Source organism: Pseudomonas fluorescens (genome assembly GCF_001307275.1).
Lineage (GTDB): Bacteria > Pseudomonadota > Gammaproteobacteria > Pseudomonadales > Pseudomonadaceae > Aquipseudomonas > Aquipseudomonas fluorescens_AA.
On record NZ_CP012831.1, the window covers coordinates 3,578,679 to 3,604,391 of the forward strand.

At 61.7% G+C, this 25,713-nt stretch carries 24 protein-coding genes and 1 pseudogene; 19 read left to right on the forward strand and 6 right to left on the reverse strand.

Annotation, left to right across the window (positions count from 1 at the left end):
- Nucleotides 1–87: 87 nt before the first annotated feature.
- Complete coding sequence (locus tag AO356_RS15815; protein WP_060740550.1) at nucleotides 88–1,056, reverse strand: polyprenyl synthetase family protein; 969 nt, start codon at nucleotides 1,054–1,056, stop codon at nucleotides 88–90.
- A 239-nt stretch (nucleotides 1,057–1,295) separates the two neighbouring features.
- Between AO356_RS15815 and rplU the strand changes: the two genes are divergently transcribed.
- From rplU to AO356_RS15840, 5 genes are all read left to right on the forward strand, one after another.
- Entirely contained in the window at nucleotides 1,296–1,610 is a 315-nt protein-coding gene (rplU, locus tag AO356_RS15820) for a 50S ribosomal protein L21 (RefSeq protein WP_003176051.1), read from the forward strand.
- 35 nt (nucleotides 1,611–1,645) lie between these two features.
- Nucleotides 1,646–1,903 carry a 50S ribosomal protein L27 gene (gene rpmA, locus AO356_RS15825; protein ID WP_003205738.1) on the forward strand — a complete coding sequence of 86 codons (258 nt, stop codon included), beginning with the start codon at nucleotides 1,646–1,648 and terminating at the stop codon, nucleotides 1,901–1,903.
- A gap of 190 nt (nucleotides 1,904–2,093) precedes the next feature.
- Complete coding sequence (cgtA, locus tag AO356_RS15830) at nucleotides 2,094–3,317, forward strand: Obg family GTPase CgtA (RefSeq protein ID WP_060740551.1); 1,224 nt, start codon at nucleotides 2,094–2,096, stop codon at nucleotides 3,315–3,317.
- A gap of 291 nt (nucleotides 3,318–3,608) precedes the next feature.
- Entirely contained in the window at nucleotides 3,609–4,727 is a 1,119-nt protein-coding gene (gene proB, locus AO356_RS15835; protein ID WP_060740552.1) for a glutamate 5-kinase, read from the forward strand.
- 9 nt (nucleotides 4,728–4,736) lie between these two features.
- Nucleotides 4,737–5,201 (forward strand): CreA family protein, encoded by a 465-nt coding sequence (locus tag AO356_RS15840; protein WP_060740553.1) that lies wholly within the window; start codon nucleotides 4,737–4,739, stop codon nucleotides 5,199–5,201.
- A gap of 172 nt (nucleotides 5,202–5,373) precedes the next feature.
- Here AO356_RS15840 and rpsT read toward each other — a convergent pair whose 3' ends face one another.
- Complete coding sequence (rpsT, locus tag AO356_RS15845) at nucleotides 5,374–5,652, reverse strand: 30S ribosomal protein S20 (RefSeq protein ID WP_003185593.1); 279 nt, start codon at nucleotides 5,650–5,652, stop codon at nucleotides 5,374–5,376.
- A gap of 254 nt (nucleotides 5,653–5,906) precedes the next feature.
- Here rpsT and murJ point away from each other — a divergent pair, with 254 nt between their 5' ends.
- The 6 genes from murJ to ispH all read left to right on the forward strand — a co-directional run bounded on the left by murJ (nucleotide 5,907) and on the right by ispH (nucleotide 13,426).
- Nucleotides 5,907–7,445, forward strand: coding sequence for a murein biosynthesis integral membrane protein MurJ (murJ, locus tag AO356_RS15850; RefSeq protein ID WP_060740554.1), 1,539 nt, complete (start codon nucleotides 5,907–5,909; stop codon nucleotides 7,443–7,445).
- A gap of 129 nt (nucleotides 7,446–7,574) precedes the next feature.
- Nucleotides 7,575–8,513, forward strand: coding sequence for a bifunctional riboflavin kinase/FAD synthetase (ribF, locus tag AO356_RS15855; protein WP_060740555.1), 939 nt, complete (start codon nucleotides 7,575–7,577; stop codon nucleotides 8,511–8,513).
- 13 nt (nucleotides 8,514–8,526) lie between these two features.
- Entirely contained in the window at nucleotides 8,527–11,358 is a 2,832-nt protein-coding gene (ileS, locus tag AO356_RS15860) for an isoleucine--tRNA ligase (protein ID WP_060740556.1), read from the forward strand.
- Complete coding sequence (gene lspA / locus AO356_RS15865) at nucleotides 11,351–11,875, forward strand: signal peptidase II (RefSeq protein WP_060740557.1); 525 nt, start codon at nucleotides 11,351–11,353, stop codon at nucleotides 11,873–11,875. Before ileS ends, lspA begins: the two co-directional genes overlap by 8 nt.
- Nucleotides 11,868–12,305 carry an FKBP-type peptidyl-prolyl cis-trans isomerase gene (gene fkpB / locus AO356_RS15870; protein ID WP_060740558.1) on the forward strand — a complete coding sequence of 146 codons (438 nt, stop codon included), beginning with the start codon at nucleotides 11,868–11,870 and terminating at the stop codon, nucleotides 12,303–12,305. Before lspA ends, fkpB begins: the two co-directional genes overlap by 8 nt.
- A 173-nt stretch (nucleotides 12,306–12,478) precedes the next feature.
- The gene (gene ispH, locus AO356_RS15875; protein WP_060740559.1) at nucleotides 12,479–13,426 is read left to right on the forward strand and encodes a 4-hydroxy-3-methylbut-2-enyl diphosphate reductase; all 948 of its coding nucleotides are present in this window, start codon (nucleotides 12,479–12,481) and stop codon (nucleotides 13,424–13,426) included.
- Here the strand turns inward: ispH and AO356_RS15880 are convergent.
- On the reverse strand, nucleotides 13,380–13,919 hold the full coding sequence (locus tag AO356_RS15880) for a GspH/FimT family pseudopilin (RefSeq protein ID WP_060740560.1): 540 nt from the start codon (nucleotides 13,917–13,919) through the stop codon (nucleotides 13,380–13,382). The genes ispH and AO356_RS15880 overlap by 47 nt on opposite strands.
- A 219-nt stretch (nucleotides 13,920–14,138) precedes the next feature.
- Here AO356_RS15880 and AO356_RS15885 point away from each other — a divergent pair, with 219 nt between their 5' ends.
- The 8 genes and pseudogenes from AO356_RS15885 to AO356_RS15920 form a co-directional block, all read left to right on the forward strand.
- Nucleotides 14,139–14,612 carry a GspH/FimT family pseudopilin gene (locus AO356_RS15885; protein ID WP_060740561.1) on the forward strand — a complete coding sequence of 158 codons (474 nt, stop codon included), beginning with the start codon at nucleotides 14,139–14,141 and terminating at the stop codon, nucleotides 14,610–14,612.
- Nucleotides 14,609–15,070 carry a type IV pilus modification protein PilV gene (pilV, locus tag AO356_RS15890; protein WP_060740562.1) on the forward strand — a complete coding sequence of 154 codons (462 nt, stop codon included), beginning with the start codon at nucleotides 14,609–14,611 and terminating at the stop codon, nucleotides 15,068–15,070. The genes AO356_RS15885 and pilV overlap by 4 nt, the downstream gene beginning before the upstream one ends.
- Complete coding sequence (locus AO356_RS15895) at nucleotides 15,067–15,780, forward strand: PilW family protein (RefSeq protein ID WP_060740563.1); 714 nt, start codon at nucleotides 15,067–15,069, stop codon at nucleotides 15,778–15,780. Before pilV ends, AO356_RS15895 begins: the two co-directional genes overlap by 4 nt.
- Before the next feature lie 5 nt (nucleotides 15,781–15,785).
- A complete protein-coding gene (locus AO356_RS15900) occupies nucleotides 15,786–16,265 on the forward strand; it encodes a pilus assembly PilX family protein (RefSeq protein ID WP_371856646.1) in 480 nt (159 codons plus the stop codon).
- On the forward strand, nucleotides 16,252–19,350 hold the full coding sequence (locus AO356_RS15905; RefSeq protein ID WP_060740565.1) for a pilus assembly protein: 3,099 nt from the start codon (nucleotides 16,252–16,254) through the stop codon (nucleotides 19,348–19,350). The genes AO356_RS15900 and AO356_RS15905 overlap by 14 nt, the downstream gene beginning before the upstream one ends.
- Nucleotides 19,351–19,359: 9 nt before the next feature.
- Nucleotides 19,360–19,761 (forward strand): type IV pilin protein, encoded by a 402-nt coding sequence (locus AO356_RS15910; protein ID WP_060740566.1) that lies wholly within the window; start codon nucleotides 19,360–19,362, stop codon nucleotides 19,759–19,761.
- A 57-nt stretch (nucleotides 19,762–19,818) separates the two neighbouring features.
- A complete protein-coding gene (gene thiO / locus AO356_RS15915) occupies nucleotides 19,819–20,919 on the forward strand; it encodes a glycine oxidase ThiO (RefSeq protein ID WP_060740567.1) in 1,101 nt (366 codons plus the stop codon).
- A 1,150-nt stretch (nucleotides 20,920–22,069) separates the two neighbouring features.
- Nucleotides 22,070–22,273: pseudogene (locus tag AO356_RS15920) on the forward strand (DUF6124 family protein); the annotation flags it as partial.
- A 163-nt stretch (nucleotides 22,274–22,436) separates the two neighbouring features.
- On the opposite strand, the gene AO356_RS15925 reads toward AO356_RS15920, so the two are convergent.
- From AO356_RS15925 to AO356_RS15935, 3 genes are read right to left on the reverse strand one after another with little or no spacing between them, the layout of a single operon-like run.
- Nucleotides 22,437–23,783 (reverse strand): sigma-54-dependent transcriptional regulator, encoded by a 1,347-nt coding sequence (locus AO356_RS15925; RefSeq protein WP_060740568.1) that lies wholly within the window; start codon nucleotides 23,781–23,783, stop codon nucleotides 22,437–22,439.
- Nucleotides 23,780–25,369, reverse strand: a complete 1,590-nt coding sequence (locus tag AO356_RS15930; RefSeq protein WP_060740569.1) for an ATP-binding protein — start codon at nucleotides 25,367–25,369, stop codon at nucleotides 23,780–23,782. Before AO356_RS15930 ends, AO356_RS15925 begins: the two co-directional genes overlap by 4 nt.
- The gene (locus AO356_RS15935) at nucleotides 25,359–25,592 is read right to left on the reverse strand and encodes a PP0621 family protein (RefSeq protein ID WP_060740570.1); all 234 of its coding nucleotides are present in this window, start codon (nucleotides 25,590–25,592) and stop codon (nucleotides 25,359–25,361) included. The genes AO356_RS15930 and AO356_RS15935 overlap by 11 nt, the downstream gene beginning before the upstream one ends.
- Nucleotides 25,593–25,713 lie beyond the last annotated feature (121 nt).

The following is a 25,713-nucleotide window of genomic DNA, read 5'->3' on the forward strand; positions in this document are numbered from 1 at the left end:
GCTCGCGATAGCGCTGGATCAGCAACATTGGCGCTGATTGACACACCGCTATCGCGAGCAAGCTCGCTCCCACAGGTTTTCATGCAATCAGTGAGTACGCGCCACCGCAAACTCACTCAGCTCCACCAGTGCATCGCGGTATTCGCTGGGCGGCAGGGCGTCGAGGCATTTGATCGCGCGGGCGACGTAGTCCCGGGCCAGTTTCGCGGTGTACTCCAGCGAGCCGGAAGCTTCGACCGCGATACGGATGCTTTCCAGGTCTTCGATTCCGCCTTTCTGGATCGCCTGGCGTACCAGTGCCGCCTGTTCTGGCGTGCCTTCGCGCATGGTGTAGATCAGCGGCAGGGTCGGCTTGCCTTCGGCCAGGTCGTCACCGACGTTCTTGCCCAGGGTCTCGGCGTCGCCCTTGTAGTCGAGCAGGTCGTCGACCAACTGGAAGGCCACGCCCAGGTGGTCGCCATAGGTGCGCAACGCTTCGCTCTGCTCGGTACTGGCGCCGGCCAGGGCAGCGGCGCTGTGGGTCGAGGCTTCGAAGAGCATCGCGGTCTTGCCGCGGATGACTTCCATGTAGGTCTCTTCCGTGGTGCTGGCATCGCGTACCTTGGACAACTGCAGCACTTCGCCTTCGGCGATGATGCGCGTGGCCTGGGACAGGATCTTCATCACCGGCATCGAGCCCAGCTCGACCATCATTTCGAACGAGCGCGAATACAGGAAGTCGCCCACCAGCACGCTCGGGGCATTGCCCCACATGGCGTTGGCGGTCGAACGGCCACGGCGCATGCCGGACATGTCGACCACGTCGTCGTGCAGCAGGGTCGCGGTGTGCAGGAATTCGATGGTAGCGGCCAGCAGGCGCATGTCGTCGCCTTCGCGACCCAGGGCCTTGCCGCACAGCAGCACCAATAAAGGACGCAGGCGTTTACCGCCCGCCGAAGTGATGTAGTCGCCGATTTTCGATACCAGAGGCACGCGGGAAGTCAGCTGCTTCTTGATGATGCCGTCGACGGCGCTAAAATCGTCCGCCACCGCGCGGTAGAAAGCTTGGGGTTGCATCAGCGACAGGTGCTCCAGAAGGGTTGCGCGGCATGCTAGGACCCACGTCCGCAGGTGTCAAGGCGCGATAGACGGCTACTTGCAAGGCTCTCGTGGCTTGCGTACAATCGCGCACCCTGAACTTCCTGGGCAGCACCTGCCTTACGCAATTGCATCCGGGCCTTCCAGCCCATGCAGCCATGCCAGCCAATACCTCTTCTTATAAAGCGCTGGGTGAGCAGGATTATCGGAGAAATACCATGTCGTACGCAGTAATTGTTACTGGTGGCAAGCAATACAAGGTCGCCCCAGGTGAATACCTGAAGATCGAAAAACTGGAAATCGCTACCGGCGAATCCGTGACTTTTGATCGCGTTCTGTTGGTCGCCAATGGCGATGACGTGAATATCGGCGCTCCAGTCGTTGCTGGCGCTACCGTTGTGGCTGAAGTGATCTCCCAAGGTCGTCACGATAAAGTCCGCATCATCAAGTTCCGTCGTCGTAAGCACCACATGAAGCGTATGGGCCACCGCCAGTGGTACACCGAGATCAAAATCACCGGTATTCAGGCTTAATTTCAGCCTAATTCCTCACTAGGAGAATTGAACTCATGGCACACAAAAAAGCTGGTGGTAGTACCCGTAACGGTCGCGACTCAGAAGCCAAACGCCTTGGCGTGAAGATGTATGGCGGCCAGGCTATCAAAGCAGGCAACATCATCGTGCGTCAGCGCGGCACCCAATTCCACGCTGGCTACGGCGTGGGCATGGGTAAAGATCACACCCTCTTCGCTAAAGTCGAAGGCGTGATCAAGTTCGAAGTAAAAGGCGCCTTCGGTCGTCGTTACGTAAGCGTTATCGCAGCTTAATTGCGAGACCGCTGGAAAAGCCCTGTCTTGCGACGGGGCTTTTTCGTTTGTGGGGTGAGTCTCTTGCAAAACTGTTTGTATGGGCTGTCGGCGCTGCGGTTGGGGCGTGTCATCAGGTCGCTGCGCTCATTTTTGCAAGAGTCTTATGTCTTGTTTTTTTGGCTCGTCCGTATGGCGAGAGGCGTGTGTCATGAAGTTTGTTGATGAAGTATCGATTCGAGTGAAGGCCGGCGACGGCGGCAATGGTTGCATGAGTTTCCGTCGGGAAAAATTCATTGAAAACGGTGGCCCGAACGGTGGTGATGGGGGTGACGGCGGCTCGATCTACATGCTCGCCGACGAAAACCTCAACACCCTGGTGGACTACCGTTACACCCGGCACTTCGATGCCGAGCGTGGCTCCAACGGCGGCAGCACCGACTGCACCGGCAAGAAGGGCGAAGACCTGATCCTGCGCGTGCCAGTCGGCACCACGGTGATCGATTCGGCCACCCAGGAAGTGATTGGCGACCTGACCAAGGCTGGCCAGCGTCTGCTGGTCGCCCATGGCGGCTGGCACGGCCTGGGCAACACCCGTTTCAAGTCCAGTACCAACCGTGCGCCGCGCCAGACCACGCCAGGCAAGCCCGGCGAGCAGCGTGACCTGAAGCTGGAAATGAAAGTGCTGGCCGACGTGGGCCTGTTGGGCCTGCCGAACGCCGGTAAAAGTACCTTCATTCGTTCGGTGTCGGCGGCCAAGCCGAAAGTGGCCGATTACCCGTTCACCACCCTGGTGCCGAACCTGGGCGTGGTCAGCGTCGACCGCTGGAAGAGTTTCGTGATCGCCGACATTCCAGGGCTGATCGAAGGGGCTTCCGAGGGCGCGGGCCTGGGGATTCGTTTCCTCAAGCACTTGTCCCGTACCCGCCTGTTGCTGCACCTCGTCGACATGGCGCCGCTGGATGAAACCGATGCCGCCGATGCTGCCGAAGTCATCGTCAACGAGCTGACCAAGTTCAGTCCGGCCCTGGCCGAGCGTGATCGTTGGCTGGTGCTGAACAAGTGCGACCAGATCCTCGAAGAAGAACACGAAGAGCGGGTCAAGGAAATCGTCGACCGCTTGGAGTGGGAAGGTCCGGTCTATGTGATCTCGGCCATCGCCAAAGAAGGCACCGAGCGCCTGTGCCACGACATCATGCGTTACCTGGAAGATCGCGCCGACCGCCTGGCCAACGATCCGGCCTACAAGGAAGAGCTGGCCGAGCTCGACCAGCGTATCGAAGACGAGGCTCGTGCCCAGTTGCAGGCGCTGGACGACCAGCGTGCCCTGCGTCGCAGTGGCGTCAAGTCGGTCCATGACATCGGTGACGATGATTGGGACGAAGAGGATGTGGATGACGAAGACGGTCCGGAAATCATCTACGTTCGCGACTGATCTTGTGCTGATACCACTCAGCTGAAACCAGGGTCTGCAGGAGCCCTGTGGGAGCGAGCTTGCTCGCGAAAGCGGTCTGTCAGTTGGCATAGTTGTTAGCTGACACGCCGCTATCGCGAGCAAGCTCGCTCCCACAGGTTCAAGTGTTTCAGCGCAGTGTTATCATCGCCGGCAAGCCGGTTCCCAAGGCGCCGCTCATTCGAGCGGCGTTTTGGTATCTGTAAAACGCAAATACGAATAATCCCATGGGCGGCGCTGGGTCGCGCCGTTCGCTGGCAAAGGTTGAAGATGATGCGGAGCAAGGTGACGGGTGCGCGGCGCTGGGTCGTGAAGATCGGTAGCGCGCTGCTGACGGCGGATGGCAAGGGGCTGGATCGCCAGGCAATGGCGGTGTGGGTCGAGCAGATGGTGGCCCTGCATGAGGCTGGCGTCGAGTTGGTGTTGGTCTCTTCGGGGGCTGTGGCGGCCGGTATGAGCCGTTTGGGCTGGACGTCGCGACCCAGCGCGATGCATGAGCTGCAGGCGGCCGCCGCCATCGGCCAGATGGGCCTGGTGCAGGCTTGGGAGTCGAGCTTTGCCGAGCACGGTCGCCATACGGCGCAGATCCTGCTGACCCATGACGACCTGTCCGACCGCAAGCGCTACCTCAATGCTCGCAGTACCTTGCGGGCGCTGGTGGAGCTGAAGGTCATCCCGGTGATCAACGAGAACGACACGGTGGTCACCGACGAGATCCGTTTCGGCGATAACGACACCCTGGCCGCGCTGGTGGCGAACCTGGTGGAGGCGGACCTGTTGGTGATCCTCACGGATCGCGACGGCATGTTCGACGCCGATCCGCGCAATAACCCCGATGCCAAGCTGATCTACGAAGCCCGTGCCGACGACCCGGCGCTGGACGCGGTGGCGGGCGGCACGGGCGGTGCGCTGGGGCGCGGCGGCATGCAGACCAAGCTGCGTGCGGCGCGTCTGGCGGCGCGCTCCGGGGCTCACACTATCATTGTCGGCGGTCGGCTGGAGCGGGTGCTGGATCGTCTGAAGGCCGGCGAGCGCATGGGTACTTTGCTCTCCCCGGAACGCGGCATGCTGGCGGCGCGCAAGCAGTGGCTGGCCGGGCATCTGCAAACCCGCGGCACCCTGGTGCTGGACGCGGGTGCCGTGTCGGCCTTGTCCCAAGGCAATAAAAGCCTGCTGCCGGTGGGTGTGAAGCTGGTCCAGGGCAGTTTCCGTCGCGGCGAAATGGTCGTGTGCGTGGCGCCGGACGGTCGCGAGATCGCCCGTGGCCTGGCCAACTACAGCGCCCTGGAAGCGCAGAAAATCATTGGTCAATCGTCTGATGCGATTGTCGGTCTGTTGGGTTACATGGCGGAGCCTGAACTGGTCCACCGTGACAACTTGATCCTCGTCTAAGGAAAAATCATGGGTTTGGCAAAAGGATTGATCGGCTTGCTGCTGGCGGTGCCGCTGTTGGCGTCGGCCGAGGAAATTGGCCAGGTGTCGACGGTGTTCAAGTTTGTCGGGCCGAACGACCGGATCGTGGTCGAGGCATTCGATGATCCCAAGGTGGATGGCGTGACCTGTTACCTGTCGCGGGCCAAGACCGGCGGTGTGAAGGGCGGCCTGGGCCTTGCCGAGGATCGCGCCGAAGCGTCCATCGCCTGTCGCCAGGTCGGGCCCATCAACTTCAAGGGTGAGCTCAAGGATGGCGAGGAAGTGTTCAAGGAGCGTACTTCCCTGGTGTTCAAGACCATGCAGGTGGTGCGCTTTCTCGACAAGAAGCGTAATACGCTGGTGTACCTGGTCTACAGCGACCGCGTGATCGAGGGCAGCCCGCAGAATGCGGTGACGGCTATCCCGATCTTGCCGTGGGCTCGTGCTCAATAATCAACACATAGCCCTGTGGGAGCGAGCTTGCTCGCGATGGCGGTACGTCAGTAACAGCGATTTTCCTGATGCTCCGCCATCGCGAGCAAGCTCGCTCCCACAATGTTCTGAATGAAGAATCCCGGGCAATAAAAAACCGACCCTGAGGTCGGTTTTTTAATGAGCGTGTCGCTTAGGCAGCAGCGGCAACGTTCAGGGCCTTTACGTGGCCATTCAAACGGCTCTTATGGCGAGCAGCCTTGTTCTTGTGGATGATGCCTTTATCGGCCATGCGGTCGATAACTGGCACAGCCAGAACGTAAGCAGCTTGAGCTTTTTCAGCGTCTTTTGCGTCGATGGCCTTGACTACGTTCTTGATGTAGGTACGGACCATGGAACGCAGGCTGGCGTTGTGGCTGCGACGCTTCTCAGCCTGTTTTGCACGTTTTTTGGCGGAAGGTGTGTTGGCCACCGTCGAGCTCCTCGAAAGACTTTTTGGGAAATAGCAAACAAAATAGGCCGCGAATCATGCCGATGAGTTGAAGTCTTGTCAAGGGCGGGTGACGCGTTCCGCTGAATGGCAGGTGCTGCGCACCGAAGGATTTCTTTCCGGCGTGCGACCTGTAAACTCGCGGGCTTTGGCTCTGCACTGTTTAGCGGCGCGGAGTATCGCACAAGTGGGCGCGTTGTTCGCCTGCTGTTTATCGACAGGCAAAAACTCTTTTCATGAATCTGCTCAAATCGTTGGCCGCCGTCAGCTCTATCACGATGCTCTCCCGCATCCTGGGGTTCGTTCGCGATACGCTGATCGCACGGATATTCGGCGCCGGGATGGCGACGGACGCCTTCTTCATCGCCTTCAAACTACCCAACCTGTTGCGGCGGATCTTCGCCGAGGGGGCGTTCTCCCAGGCCTTCGTGCCGATCCTGGCGGAATATAAAAGCCAGAAAGGCGATGAGGCAACCCGCACATTCATTGCCTATGTCACCGGTCTGCTGACCTTGGTGCTGGCACTGGTCACAGCTGCCGGCATGCTCGCCGCGCCCTGGGTGATCTGGGCCACGGCGCCGGGCTTCACCGACACCCCGGAAAAATTCCAGCTCACCACGGATCTGCTGCGGGTGACCTTTCCTTATATATTGCTGATTTCCCTGTCGTCCCTGGCCGGGGCGATCCTCAACACCTGGAACCGTTTTTCCGTGCCGGCCTTTGTGCCGACCCTGCTCAACGTCAGCATGATCGTCTTCGCCGTGTTCCTGACGCCGTACTTCGACCCACCGGTGATGGCCCTGGGCTGGGCGGTGCTGGTGGGTGGCCTGGCGCAACTGCTCTATCAACTGCCGCACCTGAAAAAGATCGGCATGCTGGTGCTGCCGCGGCTGAACCTGCGCGACAGCGGCGTGTGGCGGGTGATGAAGCAGATGCTGCCGGCGATCCTCGGGGTGTCGGTGAGCCAGATTTCCCTGATCATCAACACCATCTTTGCCTCGTTCCTGGTGGCCGGCTCGGTGTCGTGGATGTACTACGCCGACCGCCTGATGGAGTTGCCGTCCGGCGTGCTGGGCGTGGCCCTGGGCACGATCCTGCTGCCCACCCTGGCCAAGACCTACGCCAGCCAGGACCGCCACGAATACTCGCGAATTCTCGATTGGGGCCTGCGCCTGTGCTTTGTGCTGGTGCTGCCGTGTTCCCTGGCACTGGGGATCCTGGCCGAGCCGTTGACCGTCTCGTTGTTCCAGTACGGCCAGTTCAATGCGTTCGACGCCTTGATGACCCAGCGTGCGCTGATCGCTTACTCGGTGGGCTTGCTCGGGATCATCGTGATCAAGGTGCTGGCACCAGGGTTCTACGCCCAGCAGAACATCCGCACACCGGTGAAGATCGCCATTTTCACCCTGGTGATGACCCAGTTGTTCAACCTGTTGCTGATCGGTCCGTTGGCTCATGCCGGCCTGGCCCTGGCGATCAGTGCCGGCGCTTGCCTCAACGCCGGGCTGCTGTTTTATCAACTGCGCAAGCAAAAGATGTATCAGCCACAGCCGGGCTGGGGCAAGTTCGGCCTCAAGCTGCTGGTGGCCGTGGCCGTGATGTCGGCGGTCCTGCTGGGGGCGATGCATTTCATGCCGGCCTGGGGCGAGGGGCAGATGCTCGCGCGTTTCCTGCGCCTGGGTGCGCTGGTGGTTGCCGGTGTGGTGGCGTATTTCGGCATGTTGCTGCTGATGGGGTTCCGTCTGCGCGACTTCAATCGCAAGGCCTTGAGCTGAGGGCGAGCCCTCGATAATCCCGGGCCGGGCAGTGGTTTTGTCGGTTCGATCACTTTGGGGTGCGGTGTTGCCTGTCGTCGGCCGCCGGGTGTGGTTATAATCGGCCACTTTATGAGCAAGAAGCGCGTTATGCAGCTGGTTCGAGGCCTCCACAACCTGCGCCCCCAGCATCGGGGCTGTGTCGCCACTATTGGCAACTTTGACGGTGTTCACCGTGGCCACCAGGCTATCCTGGCGCGACTGCGCGAGCGTGCGCTGGAGTTGGGCGTGCCCAGCTGCGTGGTGATTTTCGAGCCGCAGCCCCGGGAGTTTTTCGCCCCGGACACCGCCCCGGCCCGTCTGGCCCGGTTGCGGGACAAACTGCAACTGCTGGCCGCCGAAGGTGTCGACCGGGTCCTGTGCCTGGCCTTCAACCAGCGCCTGAGCAAGCTCAGTGCCGCCGAATTCGTCGATACCATCCTGGTGGACGGTCTCGATGTGAAGCATCTGGAAGTCGGCGATGATTTCCGTTTCGGCTGTGATCGGTCCGGGGATTTCGATTACCTGCAACAGGCCGGTATCGTCCAGGGTTTCACCGTCGAAGCGGCGCAGACCGTCGAGATGGATGGCTTGCGCGTCAGCAGCACCCAGGTCCGCAATGCCCTGGCGGCGGCCGACTTCGAATTGGCCGAGCGCTTGCTCGGCCGGCCGTACCGGATTGCCGGGCGGATCCTGCACGGGCAGAAGCTGGCGCGCCAATTGGGCACGCCGACGGCTAACGTGCAGCTCAAGCGTCGTCGCGTGCCGCTGACCGGGGTGTTCCTGGTGAGTGTCGAGATCGACGGCAAGACCTGGCCCGGCGTCGCCAACATCGGCGTGCGCCCCACGGTCCAGGGCGATGGCAAGGCCCATCTTGAAGTACATGTTCTGGATTTTGCCGGCGATCTGTATGACCGGCGTTTGACGGTGGTTTTCCACCATAAGCTGCGTGAAGAGCAGCGTTTTGCCTCTCTGGAGGCGCTCAAGACGGCGATCCATGCAGATATCGCCGCCGCCCGTGCCCTTGTCGCAACCAGCGCCAATCGCTAATGAAGAGCCTTAAATGACCGACTATAAAGCCACGCTAAACCTTCCGGACACCGCCTTCCCAATGAAGGCCGGCCTGCCTCAGCGCGAACCACAGATTCTGCAGCGTTGGGACAGCATTGGCCTGTACGGAAAGTTGCGCGAAATTGGCAAGGATCGTCCGAAGTTCGTCCTGCACGACGGCCCTCCGTACGCCAACGGCACCATCCACATCGGTCACGCGTTGAACAAGATTCTCAAGGACATGATCATCCGCTCCAAGACCCTGTCGGGTTTTGATGCGCCGTATGTCCCGGGCTGGGACTGCCATGGCCTGCCGATCGAGCACAAGGTCGAAGTGACCCACGGCAAGAACCTGGGCGCGGACAAGACCCGCGAGCTGTGCCGTGCCTACGCCACCGAGCAGATCGAAGGGCAGAAGTCCGAATTCATTCGCCTCGGCGTGCTGGGCGACTTTGCCAACCCGTACAAGACCATGGACTTCAAGAACGAAGCCGGCGAAATCCGTGCCCTGGCGAAAATCGTCGAGGGTGGTTTCGTGTTCAAGGGCCTCAAGCCAGTGAACTGGTGCTTCGATTGCGGTTCGGCCCTGGCCGAGGCGGAAGTCGAGTACGAGAACAAGAAGTCCTCGACCATCGACGTCGCGTTCCCGATCGCCGATGAAGACAAGCTCGCCGCCGCGTTCGGCCTGGGCAAGCTGGCCAAGCCGGCGTCGATCGTGATCTGGACCACCACCCCGTGGACCATCCCGGCCAACCAGGCGCTGAACGTCCACCCGGAATTCACCTACGCCCTGGTCGACGTCGGCGACAAGCTGCTGGTGCTGGCCGAAGAGCTGGTCGAAGCCTGCCTGGCCCGCTACAACCTCGAAGGTTCGGTGGTCGCCACCGCCCCGGGTTCGGCGCTGGAACTGATCAATTTCCGTCATCCGTTCTATGACCGCCTGTCGCCGGTGTACCTGGCCGACTACGTGGAACTGGGCGCAGGCACCGGCGTGGTTCACTCCGCGCCAGCCTATGGCGTCGACGACTTCGTGACCTGCAAGAAGTACGGCATGGTCAACGACGACATCCTCAACCCGGTGCAGAGCAATGGCGTGTACGCGCCGTCGCTGGAGTTCTTCGGCGGCCAGTTCATCTGGAAAGCCAACCCGGCCATCGTCGACAAGTTGACCGAAGTCGGCGCGCTGCTGCACACCACCGTCATCGAACACAGCTACATGCACTGCTGGCGGCACAAGACCCCGTTGATCTACCGCGCCACCGCGCAGTGGTTCATCGGCATGGACAAGCAGCCCACCAGCGGCGACACCCTGCGCCAGCGTTCGCTCAAGGCCATCGAAGAGACCCAGTTCGTACCGGCCTGGGGCCAGGCGCGCCTGCACTCGATGATCGCCAATCGTCCGGACTGGTGCATCTCCCGCCAGCGCAACTGGGGCGTGCCGATCCCGTTCTTCCTGAACAAGGAAAGCGGCGAGTTGCACCCGCGCACCGTCGAACTGATGGAAGTCGTGGCCAAGCGCGTCGAAGCCGAAGGCATCGAAGCCTGGTTCAAGCTCGATGCCGCCGAGCTGTTGGGCGACGAAGCACCGCTGTACGACAAGATCAGCGACACCCTGGACGTCTGGTTCGACTCCGGCACCACCCATTGGCACGTGCTGCGTGGTTCGCACCCGATGGGCCACGAGAGCGGCCCGCGCGCCGACCTGTACCTGGAAGGCTCCGACCAGCACCGTGGCTGGTTCCACTCGTCGCTGCTGACCGGTTGCGCCATCGACAACCACGCGCCGTATCGCGAGCTGCTGACCCACGGCTTCACCGTCGACGAGTCCGGCCGCAAGATGTCCAAGTCCCTGGGCAACGTGATCGCGCCGCAAAAGGTCAACGACACCCTGGGCGCCGACATCATGCGCCTGTGGGTGGCCTCCACCGACTATTCCGGCGAGATGGCCGTTTCCGAGCAGATCCTGCAGCGCAGCGCGGACGCCTACCGGCGGATCCGTAACACCGCGCGCTTCCTGCTCTCGAACCTGACCGGCTTCAACCCGGCCACCGACCTGCTGCCGGCCGAAGAAATGCTCGCGCTGGACCGTTGGGCCGTGGACCGTACCCTGTTGCTGCAACGCGAATTGCAGGAGCACTACGGCGAATACCGCTTCTGGAACGTCTACTCCAAGATCCACAACTTCTGCGTGCAGGAACTCGGTGGTTTCTACCTCGACATCATCAAGGACCGCCAGTACACCACCGGCGCCAACAGCAAGGCCCGTCGTTCGTGCCAGACCGCGCTGTTCCACATCAGCGAGGCCCTGGTGCGCTGGATCGCGCCGATCCTGGCGTTCACCGCCGATGAGCTGTGGCAATACCTGCCGGGCGAGCGCAACGAGTCGGTGATGCTCAACACCTGGTACGAAGGCCTGACCGAACTGCCGCAAGGCTTCGAGCTGGACCGTGCGTATTGGGACCGCGTCATGGCGGTCAAGGCCGCGGTCAACAAGGAAATGGAGATCCAGCGGGCGGCCAAGGCCGTCGGCGGCAACCTGCAGGCCGAAGTCACCCTCTACGCCGAAGAGGCCCTGGGCGCCGACCTGGCCAAGTTGGGCAACGAACTGCGCTTCGTGCTGATCACCTCCACCGCCAGCGTTGCACCTTTCGTGCAGGCCCCGGCTGATGCGGTGACCACCGAAGTCAGCGGCCTGAAGCTGAAGATCGTCAAGTCGAACCACACCAAGTGCGCCCGCTGCTGGCACTGCCGCGAAGACGTCGGCGTGAACCCGGAGCATCCGGAAATCTGCGGTCGTTGCGTCGACAACATCAGCGGTGCTGGCGAGGTTCGCCACTATGCCTAATGTGGCGCCTAACGCAGCGGGCCGTTTCGGACGGCTGGGCTGGCTCTGGTTGAGCGTGCTGGTACTGGTCATCGACCAGGCCAGCAAGTTCTACTTTGAAAGCTCGTTGACCCTGTACCAGCAGATCGTGATCATCCCTGATTATTTCAGCTGGACCCTGGCCTACAACACCGGGGCGGCGTTCAGTTTCCTGGCCGACAGTTCCGGCTGGCAGCGCTGGCTGTTCGCCCTGATTGCCGTCGTGGTCAGTGCCGTGCTGGTGGTCTGGCTCAAGCGCCTGGGGCGCAATGAGACCTGGCTGGCCGTGGCGCTGGCCTTGGTGCTGGGTGGTGCGTTGGGCAATCTCTATGACCGCATCGCCCTGGGCCACGTTATCGATTTCATCCTGGTGCATTGGCAGAACCGCTGGTATTTCCCGGCGTTCAACTTTGCCGACAGTGCCATCAGCGTGGGCGCCGTGATGCTCGCCCTGGACATGTTAAAGAGCAAGAAAACCGGAGAAGCCGTCCATGACTGAGCAGCGTATCGCTCAAAACACCGAAGTGAAGCTTCACTTCGCCCTGCACCTGGAAAACGGCGACACCGTCGACAGCACCTTCGACAAGGCCCCGGCGGTGTTCAAGGTCGGTGATGGCAACCTGCTGCCAGGCTTCGAAGCGGCGATCCTCGGTTTCAAGGCCGGCGACAAGCGCACCGTGGTCGTGCCACCGGAAAACGCCTTTGGTCAGCCCAACCCGCAAAACGTGCAGACCATGCCACGCTCCCAGTTCCAGGACATGGAGCTGTCCGAGGGCCTGCTGGTGATCTTCAACGACGCGGCCAATACCGAGCTGCCGGGTGTGGTGAAGGCGTTCGATGACGCCCAGGTGACCGTGGACTTCAACCATCCGCTGGCGGGCAAGACCTTGAACTTCGAAGTGGAAATCCTCGACGTCAAGGCGGTTTAACATTTGACCGGCAGCTTCTGCTGCCACCCGATCCACTGTGGGAGCGAGCTTGCTCGCGATGACGGAGTCACTTTCAATACAGGGGTGACTGACCCGCCGCCATCGCGAGCAAGCTCGCTCCCACACGGGATTGCACTGATTCAATTTCTTGCGCGCAAGACACGAGGCACAGCATGCAAATCAAACTCGCCAACCCCCGTGGCTTCTGCGCCGGTGTGGACCGGGCGATCGAAATCGTCAACCGCGCCCTGGAAGTCTTCGGGCCGCCGATCTACGTGCGCCACGAAGTGGTCCACAACAAATTCGTCGTCGAGGACCTGCGCAGCCGCGGGGCCATTTTCGTCGAGGAACTGGACCAGGTGCCGGACGACGTCATCGTGATCTTCAGTGCCCACGGGGTTTCCCAGGCCGTGCGCAGCGAGGCCGCTGGCCGGGGCCTGAAGGTGTTCGACGCGACGTGCCCATTGGTGACCAAGGTGCACATCGAAGTGGCGCGCTACAGCCGTGACGGTCGCGAGTGCATCCTGATCGGCCATGAAGGCCACCCGGAAGTCGAAGGCACCATGGGCCAATACGATGCCAGCAACGGCGGTGCGATCTACCTGGTCGAAGACGAGGATGACGTTGCGGCCTTGCAGGTACGCAACCCCGATAGCCTGGCTTTCGTGACCCAGACGACCCTGTCCATGGACGACACCAGTCGGGTGATCGACGCCCTGCGCGCGCGTTTTCCGGCCATCGGCGGCCCGCGCAAGGATGACATCTGCTACGCCACCCAGAACCGTCAGGATGCGGTCAAGCAACTGGCCAACGAATGCGATGTGGTGCTGGTGGTCGGCAGCCCGAACAGTTCCAACTCCAACCGCTTGCGCGAGCTGGCCGAGCGCATGTCCACGCCCGCTTACCTGATCGACGGTGCCGAGGACATGCAACGCAGCTGGTTCGAGGGCATCGAGCGTATCGGCATCACCGCCGGTGCTTCCGCCCCGGAAGTCCTGGTGCGTGGCGTGATCCAGCAATTGCAGGCTTGGGGTGCCACCGGTGCCGATGAACTGGCCGGTCGCGAGGAGAACATCACGTTCTCGATGCCGAAAGAGCTGCGCGTGCGCTCCCTGCTTTAAGTCCTTTTTCGCACAGCGCCTGTTTGGTTTCGACGCTTTCCAGGCGCACGCGACCGGAAGGCGCCAGTATCACTTGATGATGGCTGACCGGCCCGCGTTTGGCGCAGACATGCAGCGTGCCTGCCTGGAATGCGCCATTGGGATGCAGGGCTTCCCCTTGGCTGCCGAACCTCACCCGGCGTTTCACCGGCTGGTTGCCGACCACCCGGGCGCTGGCGCTGCGCTCCATCAGCACGGTCTTCTCCTTATCGTCCAGGGTGATGCGCCAGCCCCGGCCCCAATCGTTGTCTATCCCCCTGAGCACGACCGTCCGGTTGCGCGTGATGGCCTCGCTGCGCGCACTGCGTAACCCGCTGATCAGCAACTGCGCGGTGTCCTTGCGCTCGATGGACTCGATCAGTTCTTTGTAGCCCGCGTTGGCCCACGGCAGAACAATTGCGGCAATTGCCAGTCCCATGAGCAGTTCGATCAGGCTGAAGCCCTGTTGGTACATGACATCTCCTCCCTGGAGAATGTGAAGCGGTGCGATAGTGCAAGCTCTCAATGTGGCAGCAAGCATGCTGTGGCGAGGGAGCTTGCTCCCGCTGGGCTGCGCAGCGGCCCCAAAATAGCGGTCGCTACGCGCCCGAGCGGGAGCAAGCTCCCTCGCCACAGGCGGTGGTTTGTTCTAGCGTGTAGAAGCAGGTATAGCCGACGGCAACGGAGGGCACCGATGGATCTTCGTACAAAAGGTTTCACGCTGATCGAGGTGCTGGTGGCCCTTGGCGTACTGCTGATCCTGATTACCATGGCGGTGCCGTCATTCACCGGCTCGCTGCAGAGCACCAAGGCCGACACTGAGGTTGACGACTTGCGCCGGGCGCTGAACTTTGCCCGGCTGGAGGCGATCGACCGTGGCATCACCACGCGCATCCGCCCCACGGCCGAGGGCAGCGTCTGGAGCGGCGAACTGACGGTGTATGACAGTACTGGCACGCCGGCCAATGTATTGCGGGTTGTTCCAGCGATGAGCAGTGGCGCGACTCTGACGCTAACCTCAACGGTGAACAACATCGATTTCAACAACCTCGGCGGGTTATCGGCACCGGCCACGCCGGTGAGTTTCAATTATGTACGAGGGGCGCAGAGCAGGACGCTGAGTGTCTGCCTTAATGGAAGAATCGTATTGGGTGGAAGTTGCGGATGAAGGATTGCAGTAAAAGGGCACAGGAGGGCATGACGCTGATCGAGGTGCTGGTGGCGGTGCTGATTCTCGGTGTTGGCTTGCTGGGGGCGGCGATGATCCAGCTCAACGCGCTCAAGTACACCGACAGTTCGCGCATGACGAGCCAGGCCAGCTTCATTGCCTACGACCTGCTGGACCGCATTCGCGCCAACTCCGGTGCCGACTACACCGTCACACCGCCCAGCTCGCCGAACCTCAACGTGGCCCGGGACCAGGACCTCTACGATTTCAAGACCAACATCATCGCCTTCGGCGGTGCCACGGCCACCGGCACCATTGCCCTGAACCAGCGGGTCTACACCATCACCATTGCCTGGGACGACGCCCGGGCCGCCAACACCACCAACGCGGCCGAGGCGCGGCGCAGCTTCGTGCTGACCAGCCGGGTCGCTGTCGATCCGCCGGGGACGCCGCCATGAACAGGCGTTGCCGGGGATTCGGCCTGATTGAATTGATGATTGCCCTGGTGCTCAGCCTGATCGTCATCCTGGGTGTCGTGCAGATTTTCATCGCCGCCAAGAACACCTACATCAGCCAAAGTGCGGCGGCGGTGATGCAGGAGGACGCCCGGTTCGTCCTGAGTAAAATGGTCCAGGAGATTCGTATGGTGGGCATGTTCGGTTGCCTGGGGACCATTACCGATGCTTCCACGGCCAATGACTTCAATGCCAGCCAGATCACCCCGATCCGCTGGGATAACGCCAACCGCAGATTGACCCTGGTGACCGCCGACGTAGGGAGTGGCGGTAGCGCTCCGACCTGGACCGTCGTCTCCGATTGCCGCACCTCGGCGACGGCCTATACCAACGCACGGCTACCGGCGGCGGGGCAGTTGGCCTTCCCGATCCGCCGACTGATCTACAGCTTCAACAACAACCAATTGCTGCTGGGCAGCGGCGCCGGCAACCCGACCTTGTCGGTGCTGGTGGACAATGTGCGGGCGTTCGACGTGACGTTCGGCGTGGCCGGCAGCGCGACGGACATCGCGGCGTCGAGCTATACCAGCAATCCGCCTGACCCGGCACTGATCCGCAGCGTGCGCTTGACCCTGACGCTTTTTGATCCGAGGAACGCAGTGCGCGAGCAGACCTTCAATGTGGTTGCCGCCTTGCGCAACCGGTTGCTATGAAGGAGATGACCTCGATGGGGCAGGTTCACCGCCAGCGGGGCATGGCATTGCTGGTCAGCCTGGTCTTCCTGTTGCTGCTGACGCTGATCGGTCTGTCATCGATGCAGAGCGCCACCCTCCAGGAAAAAATGACCAGCAGCGTCATGCAGCGCAACCAGTCGTTCCAGGTGGCCGAGGCGGCGCTGAGGGTGGGGGAGAGCGCGGTGCAGGTCGAGACCTATTCATTGCCGGTGTGTACCACCACGACCCAGTGCGCGCCGCCGGCCGAGTCGGCGACACTGACGGGAGCTGGGCGCAATTCGTCGTCGGGGGTGCTCTGGGTTGCCGCCGCCGGTGGGTTTTATGGTGTACAGAACATCGGCACGACGCTCACGGCGGTCAACGTGCCGGTCAATACGTCGGCGACGCTGTACCGGATCACGGCGGTGGCGGTGGTGGGGAATAACCAGCGCAGCGTGGTGGAGAGCATTTATGCGAAGTACTGAGGTGCGCGCTAGTTGGAGGCAGGTGCTGTGGGGGGCGTTGCTCAGCCTTTACCTGGCGGCGCCAGCCTATGCGTTCACGCCTTCGGATTCGCCGTTGCTGAGTGCGGCCGCCGTCACGCCGAACGTGATGCTGCTGATCGATGATTCGGGAAGCATGAACAACATTATCTGGGCGGCGGGGTTTGATCCCAATGTCTCGCGGCCTGCGGTTCTCAATTGCAATTCCAGCAACAGCTGCTTCGGTGGAACAACTCTCGATCCAGACGATGGCAACGTCTTGCTGGCAAGTCTGTTCCGTGGTGGTTGCTCCAGTGGCTGGTATGGCTTTTACCGGGGCGTCCTGTCACGTGTCTGTCTGCGATTGCCAGACCCGGTGGGTGACGGCAACACGCGCTATACCACTAAATACCTGGCGTACCTGTTGACCCTAGCCAACGGCTCGAATCGGGACTTCACCACCGGCTCCATTCCCACCGACTACCGCATCAACGTGGCGCGGGACGTTTCCAACGACCTGGTCGCCAGCAACCGCGCCCTACGTATCGGCCTTGCTACCTTCAACCCGCCGAACAGCAGCAACTCCGGCCCCGGGGGATATATCGCGCGCGCCATCAGCGATCTGTCACCGGTCAGCGGCAGCGTGACCCAGACCCAAGCCAACAGCAACTACAGCGCGCTGATCAACGCCATCAACGGCCTGGGTGCGGTCGCCAATACCCCGTTGGCCGAGAGCTACTACGAGGTCACCCGCTACTTCAGGGGCATGGCGCCGTACCACAACAGCACGCCTGCCACCTACACCAGCCCGATCCAGTACCGTTGCCAGAAGAATTTCGGCGTGGTGATCACCGACGGCTTGCCCACCTATGACCGGACGTTTCCCACCAACGACCCGCTGGGCTTGGCCCGGTTGCCGAATTGGGATGGCATCAACAACGATGGCGCCGATCTCAATGGTGATGGCGAGGGCGACACGCTGTACCTGGACGACATTGCCAAGTTTGCCTTCGACATCGACATGCGCTCCACCGGCACCGATGCCACCGGCAAGAGCTGGAACGCCACGGATTTTCCCCGGCAATACCTCAATACCTATACCGTGGGTTTTACCGCCGCCAACCCGATGTTGTCAGACGCCGCCCGCTATGGTGCCGGCAAGTATTACCAGGCGACCGACAGCGAAGGCCTGAACTCGGCGTTGGCCTCTGCCCTGAGCGACATCACTTCCAAGGCTGGCTCTGGGGGCGGCGGCACCACCAACGCCGCCACCTTGTCGAGCACCTCCAGCTATTACCAGACCACGTATGACCCCAGGGACTGGCGCGGCACCATCCGGGCGTTTGGTTTTACCTCGGCGGGCACGGTCAACACAGCCGCGGTGCAATGGACCACCGATACCGCCATCGTGCCCGGCGCCACGGCACCGATCTATCAGTCCTGGAACACCGCGACCAATGTGCCGGTGACCCTGGCCTACGGCAACTTTTCGCCGGCCCAGCAAACCAGCCTCAGCCAGAGCCTGCCCACGGGGATCACCGGCAATGACCTGGTGGAGTGGAGCAAGGGCGTCAACAAGACCGGCCTGAAGGTGCGCAGCGCGTTGCTGGGGGACATCATCAACTCGCCGCTGGTGCTGGCATCGCCCAATGACCAGACCGCTGCGGACCTGCTCAACGACACCAGCTATAGCACCTACCTGGCGACCAAGGCGACGAACATGAGCGCCAGCCTGGTGGTGAACGGCAACGATGGTTTTTTCAGTGTCATCAACAGTGCAAACGGCACGCGGCGTTACGCCTACATGCCTTCGAACGTGCTGCCCTCGTTGCAGGACATCGCCGACACCAGCTACATCAACGGCGTGAGCCACAAGTTCCTGGTGGATGGACAGGTCGGTGTATACGACGTGCAATCGGGGAGCGCCTGGAAGACCGTGGCCCTGGGCGGCACGGGTGCCGGCGGCAAGACGTTCTTCGCGGTGCAGTTGTTCGATGCGGCGGCGGGCAACGCGTTTCGGGCGCTGTGGGAAATCAGCGCGCCAACCGTTGCCAACACCGCCAACGTCTTCAATGACCTGGGCTACGCCTACGCACGCCCCGAAGTCGCGCGCCTGGCGGACGGTCGCTGGGCGGCGTTCATCGGCAACGGCTATGGCAGCAACAGCGGCGTGGCGGCGTTGTACGTCGTGGATATCCGTGACGGTTCGCTGATCCGCAAAATCGTCATCAACAGCAGTGAGACCGATAACGGCCTGTCGTCGGTCAAGTTGCGGGTCAACTCCCAGAATGTGGTGCAGGCCGCGTACGGTGGCGATTTGAAGGGGCGGATGTGGAAATTCGACCTCAGCGGCACCTCGCCCACCGCGTGGGGCCTGGCGTTCGCCGGCCAGCCGTTGTTCACCGCCCCCGGCGGCGCGACCCAGCCGATCACCGTGCAGCCTCTGCTGGCAGACAATCCCCAGGGCGGCACCCAGGTTTTTTTCGGTACCGGTAAGTTCAACGAAGCGGCAGACAAGCTCAACAAGGATCTGCAAGCGTTCTATTCGATCTGGGACGCCGTTGGCGGCGGGGGGCAAATTACCGTCTCGAGCCTGCAGGCCCAGTCGATCACGGGGGTGTTTTCAGGCAGCACCGGGCAGTTCGTGACCACCAGCCAGACCGACGTGACGTACCCTGCGAAGAAGGGCTGGTACCTGCCTTTGGTGTACAACAATGTGCTGACCGGGGAGCGGGTCATCAACCCGGCCAACCTGGTGCTCGGGCGCGTGATCTTTACCACGGCCGCCGTAGACACCACCGACCCTTGCGCCAGCTTTGGTACCGGCAAACTGATCGAATTGGATGCATTCAACGGTAAGATGCTCAACTATGCGGTACTCGATACCAACAACGATGGTTCGCTCACCAGCCTCGATACGATTTCCGCCGGCGTGGTGTTCACCGGCGGTATTCCGACCCTGAGCGCCGTCGTCAGCGCCAATGGGGCCACCAATATGATCGTGAACGATTCCAGTGGCGGTATCACTGACCTGCTGGGCAAAACCGTCGGCGGCAGCCGCCGCATCATGTGGCGGCAAATACAATGAGGGCTAGGCATGCGCAGATCCAACCGGGGTTTCACCTTGATCGAAATCATGATCGTGATCGCGATCATCGGTATTGTGATCACCATCGGCTATCCGAGCCTGACCGAATACATGAAGAAGGGCCGACGCACTGAAATTACCGGGCTCTTATCCGAGCAGGCGCAGATTCTCGAGCGCTACTACTCGAAGAACAACGTCTACACCAATGCAACCGGGCTGAGCAGCGGCAACGATTTCTACACCATTACCCAGACGCTGGCGGACCAGAGTTTCACCCTGACCGCCGTACGCAAGAGCGGTTCGTCCATGGCCACGGACAAGTGCGGTGATTTCACCCTCAACAATACCGGCGTACGCAGCATGCTCAACGCCACTGCGGGGCTGACCACCAAGGATTGTTGGGGGCGCTGAGTTTCTTTCATTCGGGCGCGCTTTTGCGCCCTTTGTTTTAGTGAGTCGAATCAGAACATGACCAGGCAACAGCAAGTGGTGATCGTCGGTGGCGGAGTCATTGGCCTGCTGACGGCGTTCAATCTGGCGTCCGAAGGGCAACGTGTGGTGCTGCTGGACCGCTCCAGTGTCGGCCAGGAATCGTCCTGGGCCGGCGGCGGCATCGTTTCGCCGTTGTACCCGTGGCGCTACAGCCCGGCGGTCACGGCGCTGGCCCATTGGTCGCAGGATTTTTATCCACAGCTGGGTGAGCGCTTGTTCGCGGCCACCGGGATCGATCCACAAGTACACGTGACCGGGCTGTATTGGCTGGACCTGGACGACCAGGACGAAGCGCTGGCCTGGGCCGAGCGGGAAGGGCGCCCGCTGCGGGCTGTGGATATCTCCACGGTCCACGACGCCGTGCCGGTGCTGGGTGCGGGTTTTTCCCGGGCGATCTACATGGCTGGCGTGGCCAACGTGCGTAACCCTCGGCTGGTGAAATCCCTCAAGGCGGCGTTGCAGGCGTTGCCCAATGTCACGCTTCATGAGCATTGCGAGGTCAACGGGTTCATCCGCGATGGCGGGCGTGTCGTGGGGGTGGACAGTTCGGCGGGACCGATGCGTGGCGATCAGGTGGTGCTGGCGGCGGGGGCCTGGAGTGGTGAACTGCTCAAGACGCTAGGGCTGAAGTTGCCGGTCGAGCCGGTCAAGGGCCAGATGATTCTGTACAAATGCGCGTCGGATTTCTTGTCGAGTATGGTGCTGGCCAAGGGGCGTTATGCGATCCCGCGTCGTGATGGGCACATTCTGGTTGGCAGTACGCTGGAGCGTGAAGGTTTCGACAAGACCCCGACCGAGGTTGCGTTGGAGAGCCTGAAGACTTCGGCGCAGCAACTGATTCCGGCGCTGGCGGGTGCAGAGGTGGTGGGGCATTGGGCCGGGTTGCGGCCTGGGTCGCCTGAAGGTATTCCCTATATCGGCGAGGTGCCGGGGGTTGCTGGGTTGTGGTTGAACTGTGGGCATTATCGTAATGGACTGGTGTTGGCGCCGGCGTCGTGTCAGTTGTTTACGGATCTGATGTTGGGGCGTGAGCCGGTGATCGATCCTGTGCCGTATGCGCCGGCTGGGCGCTTGTAAGGTCCGGCTTTGATACTGCACCTGTGCTCAGATCCAATTGTGGGAGCGAGCTTGCTCGCGATGGCGGCCTGATAGTCGGCGGGGATGTTGTTGACTGAGTGCATATCCCTTTTCGCGGTACGGCTGCTGGCGGTTCCGCTCTTACAGCGGGTTACTTTCGAAAAGCCGGAATGCCGGCCCAGGCGAAAGTAACCAAAGCGCTTTTGCCCCACCACTCGGTGCCTCGCCTGTGTTCGGCCAGCGTGGTTAACGGGGCGCCCCAGATCAAGATCAAAAGCGAGGCGGCCTGACAGCCGGCCTGGCTCTCCCGCTCGTACACCTGTCAGATCTGTGGGAGCAAAGCTTGCTCGCGAGGCGGCCTTATAGCCGACCTGGCTCTTCCGGTCCTAGTGCGATCCCATTGTGGGAGCGAGCTTGCTCGCGAAGACGGCGGTACATCCAACGCTGATGCAAGCTGATCCACCGCCATCGCGAGCAAGCTTTGCTCCCACAGGGATTTGCAGTGGCCGAAAATCTGTAGATCGTCACCGACCCAATGTGTGCGAGCTTGCTCGCGAAGGCGATGGCACATTCAACGCTGATGCAAGCTGATCCACTGCTATCGCGAGCAAGCTTTGCTCCCACAGGGATTTGCAGTGGCCGCAAATCTGTAGATCGTTCCCGATCCAGTGGGGGAGCGAGCTTGCTCGCGAAGGCGATGGCACAGTCGATGAATATGTTGAATGCTCCGGCCTCTTCGCGAGCAAGCCCGCTCCCACAGGAGAAACGCGATCACCCAGAACCAGGTCGGCTATCAGGCCGCCTCGCGGTGGACGTTGATCTCGGAGCCCCGTTAACCACGATGGCCGAACGCAGGTATTGCGTAGTGGGCATCCCGGCATGGATGCCGGGATAGCCGCGCTGGGCCATGGATGGCCCTTCGCGGCGGGCCCACGGAGCAATGCCTGCGTTCGGGCATGCCGAGCCTAGGCGAGGCACCGAGTGGTGGGGCAAAAGCGCTTTGGTTACTTTCGCCTGGGCCGGCATTCCGGCTTTTCGAAAGTGACCCGCTGTAAGAGCGGAACCGTAAGTAGCCGTTACCGCAGAAACGGATATACACACCGCCCTCACAACCGACCAGGCTTTGTGGGAATGGTCGGAAAAAATCTCCGTAGTGGAAGGCATCGACACCGAATGCCTCCTCACCAACCTCAGCGAAACCCTGGCCTCCGCCAACGCAACGATCAGCGACCTGGCCTTCGAACTTGAAGGCTCTCGACGGCATGTTGCCTTGGGGGTACAGCAGTTGATTGAGCTGAGTGAATTACTGGCCAATCGTGTGCTGGACGAGCGGGTACCCGTGCTGGAGGGCTAGAGAGCTGTGGCGAGGGAGCTTGCTCCCGCTGGGTTGCGCAGCAACCCCAAAAGCAGCGCCTCGATCACCTTGGTATATCAAGGTGTCAGGTTGGGGGCCGCTTCGCAGCCCAGCGGAGCAAGCGCCCTCGCCACAGGATAAGTAGGGGCTTGAGGACCGCGCTTTAATCCAGCCCCAACTTCTTCAACCGATACCGCATCGACCGAAACGACAACTTCAACCGCTGCGCCGCCGCCGTGCGGTTCCAGCGGGTTTCCTCCAGGGCTTGGAGGATGAGTTTACGTTCGACGTCTTCGAGGTAGTCTTCCAGGTTGTCGACCTGCATCAAGTCGGGGTTGCCCGCCTCAGAGCTGGCATTGCCCTCGGCCAGGCGCAGGTCGTCGGCTTCGATCAGCTGTTGTTCGCACAGGGTGTAGGCCCGTTCGAGCATGTTCTCCAGTTCCCGCACATTGCCCGGGAAACGGTAGTTTTGCAGGGCCTCCAGGGCTTGTGGATGTAGCTTGGCCGCCGGGCTGCCGGTGCTGCTGGCCAGCCGCTGAAGCATGTGATTGGCCAGCGGTTCGATGTCTTCGCGGCGTTCGCGCAAGGGCGGGACGCGCAATTCGATGACATTCAGCCGGTAATACAGGTCCTGACGAAAACGCCCGGCGGCCACTTCGCCGTCCAGGTCCTTGTGGGTGGCGCAGAGGATTCGCACATCCACCACTTCTTCCTGCTGGCCGCCCACGGCGCGTACGGCCTTTTCCTGGATGGCTCGCAACAGCTTGACCTGCATCGCCAGGGGCAGGTCGGCCACTTCATCGAGGAACAAGGTCCCGCCATGGGCAGCCTGGAACAGTCCTGGCTTGTCTTCGATAGCACCGCTGAAGCTGCCTTTGCGGTGGCCAAAGAACTCGCTTTCCATCAGTTCCGTGGGAATTGCCCCACAGTTGACCGGCACAAAGCTCTGGCTGGCGCGGGGGCCTTGTTCGTGGATCAGCCGGGCGACCAGTTCCTTGCCGCAGCCTGATTCTCCACTGATGTACACCGGGGCCTGGCTGCGGGCGAGCTTTTCGATCTGTTTGCGCACGTTGCGCATTGGCGGCGAGTCGCCCAGCAGGCAGCGCTCGATGGTGCTGGTCGGTGTGGCGCCCGGCGGCAGGCGCAGGGCACTGGTGACCAGTTCCCGCAGCCGCCCCAGGTCGACCGGTTTGGTCAGGAAATCGAAAGCGCCGGCCTTGAGGGCGTCGATGGCGGTTTCCAGGCTGCCATAGGCGGTGATCATCGCCACGGGCAGCTGTGGATAACGTTGCTGGATGTGCTGCACCAGTTCCAGGCCGGTGCCATCGGGCAAGCGCATGTCGGTCAGGCACAGGTCAAAGGCATCCCCCGTCAGCAGGGCTTGGGCCTCGGCAAGGTTCTTGGCGCTGCGGGTGTCGAGTTTCATCCGGCCCAGGGTGATGTCCAGGAGTTCGCGGATGTCCGGTTCGTCATCGACGATCAGGATTCGTTGCCGTGAGCGATTATTCAAATCTGTTTCCGTCCGTGAGCAAAGGTGATGCGAAAGCAACCGCCGCCTTGGCGTGGTTTGAAGTCTAGGCGGGCTTGATTGCTTTCGCACAGCTCACGGGACAGATAGAGCCCAAGGCCGGTGCCCTGGCTACTGGTGGTAAAGAAGGGTTCGAACAAGTGCGCCTGCTGCTCGGGCGTTACACCGGGGCCGTTGTCGATGATGTCCAGTGTCGACAGCTGGCTGTGGGGGTCGATGAACAGTTTCAACCAGGCCTCGGCCTGTTCATGGACCATTGCGCTGTGGCGCCAGGCGTTGCGCAGCAGGTTGTCGAGTACCTGGGTGAGCTGGTCGGGGTCCATCAGCGTGGTGTAGTCCCCCGGGTCGATGCTCAGGTGCAATTGCTGGTGTTCGGCCATGCTTTCGCGGGCCTGCCGGACGAATTGGTCGAGCCAGGTGCGCAGGTCGAGGCGCTGGGGTGTGGTTTGTTGGCGGCGAGACAGCTGCAGAACGTTTTCAATGACGCGATTCATTCGTTGGGAGTGATCTTGAATAATCTGCGTCAGACGCCGATCCGCGTTGTTCAGTTCCTCGGATTCGCGTAGCAATTGCGCCGCGTGACTGATGGCGCCCAAGGGGTTGCGGATTTCATGGGCGATACCGGCGGTGAGGCGCCCGAGGGACGCGAGTTTCAACTGCTGGGCCTGCTGGGCAACCTGGGCCAGGTCTTCAAGGAACACCAGGATCTGCTGCTGATCGTGATGCCCCAGGGCGATGAAGCTCGGTTGCAGGGTCAGGCCCGTGCCCGTAACGGTCAGGCTGGACGGGCGCAGGCTGGGGTTGTTTCGCCACAATTGCAGGCGTTCGACCAGGGCAGTGGAGTAATCGTCGAGCGGCTGGCCGACCAGATCGTGCATGCCCAGCAGGTTCAGCGCACTCTCGTTGGCCAGTTGCACCCGGCGCTCACGGTCAAGCACCAGGATGCCGGTGCGCATGCGTTGCAGGATCAGGGCGTTGAGCGCTTCCAGGCCGATCACTTCGCTGGCCCGTTGCTCGGCCAGGGTTTCGCTGGCTTCCAAGCGTCGGGTCAGGCCTTGCACCAGCAGCGCGGCGGCAAAGCACAGTGCCCCGAGGGTGCCGGCCTGCAAATAACTGCTGGGGCGGTTCGAGTCGCTCAAGCCAAGAAAGAGGCTCGAACCGACGATGCCGAGGGTGGCAACGGCCGCGATCAACAGGCCGATCCGACCTCGCAGCAGCGTGTTGCCGATGGCCACCGAGACAATGAGCAGGTTGCCGATGGCACTGGGCACGCCGCCGGCGGCGAAAAACAGCCACGAAAGCAGCAGCACGTCGGTGAGGGCCAGGCCGAACAGCCGGGCAGGGCGACGCGTGTTCTCAAGGAACACCACCAGCAGGATGTTCAGCACCAGGTACAACCAACTGCCGCTGCGCAGCAGGTCGTCGTTGGCGAACTCCAGCAGGCGGTTGTCCATGTTGCTGGAGATCAGCAGCACCAGGGTGATGCCGATACTCAGGCGGTACAGGTGATAGAGGCGCAGCAGGCGCTGCGTCTGTTTGACGCGTGGGCTTGAGGCCTCAGCGCTCACGATTGCCCGGGCCTTGCTCGAGATGAGCCTGGCTGCAATACCATTGTTGTTCGAGGGCCAGCGCCCGGTCACGGGGCAGGTGTACGCCGCAGTGGGCGCAGCGCACCATGGGCGGTGCGTCCTGTTCCTGGGTGGCGCGCGATGCGCGGGGCCCGCTTTTCACCCCGCGAAAGATCCATATGGCGGCGGCAACGACAGCGAACAAGATCAATAAACGAAGCATGATAGGCGGCTTTCTGGCGAGTGATCAGGCAGTTTAGCCAAGGACTGGAACGGCGCACAGCGCAATAAAAGCCAGGCACAAAAAAGGGAGACCGCTGGGTCTCCCTTTTTACTGATGCCTT

Excerpts from the sequence above, each read along its gene's own strand:
- AO356_RS15815 (WP_060740550.1), bottom strand. The coding sequence starts at position 1,056 with ATGCAACCCCAAGCTTTCTACCGCGCGGTGGCGGACGATTTTAGCGCC.
- rplU (WP_003176051.1), top strand. The coding sequence starts at position 1,296 with ATGTCGTACGCAGTAATTGTTACTGGTGGCAAGCAATACAAGGTCGCC.
- rpmA (WP_003205738.1), top strand. The coding sequence starts at position 1,646 with ATGGCACACAAAAAAGCTGGTGGTAGTACCCGTAACGGTCGCGACTCA.
- cgtA (WP_060740551.1), top strand. The coding sequence starts at position 2,094 with ATGAAGTTTGTTGATGAAGTATCGATTCGAGTGAAGGCCGGCGACGGC.
- proB (WP_060740552.1), top strand. The coding sequence starts at position 3,609 with ATGCGGAGCAAGGTGACGGGTGCGCGGCGCTGGGTCGTGAAGATCGGT.
- AO356_RS15840 (WP_060740553.1), top strand. The coding sequence starts at position 4,737 with ATGGGTTTGGCAAAAGGATTGATCGGCTTGCTGCTGGCGGTGCCGCTG.
- murJ (WP_060740554.1), top strand. The coding sequence starts at position 5,907 with ATGAATCTGCTCAAATCGTTGGCCGCCGTCAGCTCTATCACGATGCTC.
- ribF (WP_060740555.1), top strand. The coding sequence starts at position 7,575 with ATGCAGCTGGTTCGAGGCCTCCACAACCTGCGCCCCCAGCATCGGGGC.
- ileS (WP_060740556.1), top strand. The coding sequence starts at position 8,527 with ATGACCGACTATAAAGCCACGCTAAACCTTCCGGACACCGCCTTCCCA.
- lspA (WP_060740557.1), top strand. The coding sequence starts at position 11,351 with ATGCCTAATGTGGCGCCTAACGCAGCGGGCCGTTTCGGACGGCTGGGC.
- fkpB (WP_060740558.1), top strand. The coding sequence starts at position 11,868 with ATGACTGAGCAGCGTATCGCTCAAAACACCGAAGTGAAGCTTCACTTC.
- ispH (WP_060740559.1), top strand. The coding sequence starts at position 12,479 with ATGCAAATCAAACTCGCCAACCCCCGTGGCTTCTGCGCCGGTGTGGAC.
- AO356_RS15880 (WP_060740560.1), bottom strand. The coding sequence starts at position 13,919 with ATGTACCAACAGGGCTTCAGCCTGATCGAACTGCTCATGGGACTGGCA.
- AO356_RS15885 (WP_060740561.1), top strand. The coding sequence starts at position 14,139 with ATGGATCTTCGTACAAAAGGTTTCACGCTGATCGAGGTGCTGGTGGCC.
- pilV (WP_060740562.1), top strand. The coding sequence starts at position 14,609 with ATGAAGGATTGCAGTAAAAGGGCACAGGAGGGCATGACGCTGATCGAG.
- AO356_RS15895 (WP_060740563.1), top strand. The coding sequence starts at position 15,067 with ATGAACAGGCGTTGCCGGGGATTCGGCCTGATTGAATTGATGATTGCC.
- AO356_RS15900 (WP_371856646.1), top strand. The coding sequence starts at position 15,786 with ATGACCTCGATGGGGCAGGTTCACCGCCAGCGGGGCATGGCATTGCTG.
- AO356_RS15905 (WP_060740565.1), top strand. The coding sequence starts at position 16,252 with ATGCGAAGTACTGAGGTGCGCGCTAGTTGGAGGCAGGTGCTGTGGGGG.
- AO356_RS15910 (WP_060740566.1), top strand. The coding sequence starts at position 19,360 with ATGCGCAGATCCAACCGGGGTTTCACCTTGATCGAAATCATGATCGTG.
- thiO (WP_060740567.1), top strand. The coding sequence starts at position 19,819 with ATGACCAGGCAACAGCAAGTGGTGATCGTCGGTGGCGGAGTCATTGGC.
- AO356_RS15935 (WP_060740570.1), bottom strand. The coding sequence starts at position 25,592 with ATGCTTCGTTTATTGATCTTGTTCGCTGTCGTTGCCGCCGCCATATGG.